Below are 1,448 nucleotides of genomic sequence, written 5' to 3'. Positions count from 1 at the left end.
GAGCAATGATCGAAACCTGTGGATCTGCCGGGAAGGGGTGTACCTTCCCGGATCATCCGATGTGGTTTCGAGATAAGGCCGACGCGCCAACGTCGGTCGGGAAGGCACACCCGTGCCGCTTACCGTAGTGCCCGGACTACCCGCTGACGACCGCAACCCCGTCTCTGCCGGATCTTTCTCACTGATCGATCAGATCGTCCGCGACGGTGCCCGCAGGATGCTCGCCGCTGCGCTGCAGGCCGAGGTTGATGCCTACATCGCCGCCTTCGCCGACGAGCGCGACGACAACGGACGCCGCCTGGTGGTGCGGAACGGCTCCCACGCTCCGCGCGAGATTCTCACCGCAGCCGGCGCGATCGAGGTCACCGCCCCCAGGGTCAACGACAAGCGCATCGACGAGGCCACGGGCGAGCGTCGGCGCTTCTCCTCGGCGATCCTGCCCGCGTGGGCCCGTAAGAGTCCGCAGATCACCGAGGTGCTGCCGCTGCTGTACCTGCACGGGCTATCCAGCGGCGACTTCGTCCCCGCGCTGGGACAGTTCCTCGGCTCCAGCGCGGGGCTGTCCGCGCCGGTCATCACCAGGCTCACCGAGCAGTGGAAGGGCGAGCAGCGCGCGTTCGCCGCCCGCGACCTGTCCGGCGTCGACTACGTCTACCTGTGGGCGGACGGCATCCACGTCAACATCCGGCTGGAAGAACACAAGCTGTGCCTGCTGGTGATGATCGGCGTGCGCGCCGACGGCCGCAAGGAACTCGTCGCCCTGTCCGACGGCTACCGCGAGTCCACCGAGTCCTGGGCCGACCTGCTGCGCGATTGCAAGCGACGCGGGATGCGGGCGCCGGTGCTGGCGATCGGCGATGGCGCGCTCGGCTTCTGGTCGGCGCTGCGGGAGGTGTTTCCGCAGGCCAAGGAGCAGAGATGCTGGTTTCACAAGATCTCTAACGTCCTGGGGGCGTTGCCGAAGTCGGCCCACCCCGCGGCCAAGAAGCAACTGGCCGAGATCTGGAACGCCGAGGACAAGGAGCACGCCCAGGCCGCGGTCAAGGACTTCCAGGCCACTTACGGCGCCAAGTACCCCAAGGCCGTCGCCAAGGTGATCGACGACTTGGACGAGTTGCTCGCCTTCTACGAATATCCCGCCGAGCACTGGGTGCATCTGCGCACCACCAACCCGATCGAGTCCACCTTCGCCACGGTCCGGCACCGCACCAAAGTCACCAAGGGGCCGGGCTCACGCGCGGCCGGGCTCGCGATGGCCTTCAAGCTGATCGAGTCGGCTCAGGCCCGCTGGCGCGCGGTCAACGCACCCCACCTCGTCGCCCTGGTCCGCGCCGGGGCGAAGTTCCGCAAGGGCAAGCTCATCGAGCGGCCCGAGGAAGCCCCGGCCATCGAGGGGCAGCCAGCAGCTGCCTGAAAAGATTCTGATCCACAGGTATTGACGATTGCTC

1 protein-coding gene is annotated in these 1,448 nt (G+C 67.3%); it reads left to right on the top strand.

Annotated features, from left to right (window positions below; all coding sequences use genetic code 11):
* The first annotated feature begins 127 nt into the window (after nucleotides 1-127).
* The gene (locus ABZ911_RS43135; RefSeq protein ID WP_358070521.1) at nucleotides 128-1,414 is read left to right on the top strand and encodes an IS256 family transposase; all 1,287 of its coding nucleotides are present in this window, start codon (nucleotides 128-130) and stop codon (nucleotides 1,412-1,414) included.
* Nucleotides 1,415-1,448: the final 34 nt, after the last annotated feature.

Source organism: Nonomuraea sp. NPDC046570, from assembly GCF_040645915.1.
In the GTDB taxonomy this organism is placed as follows: domain Bacteria; phylum Actinomycetota; class Actinomycetes; order Streptosporangiales; family Streptosporangiaceae; genus Nonomuraea.
Note: the sequence above shows the minus strand (reverse complement) of the source record. Positions and strands in the feature narration are given on the sequence as shown.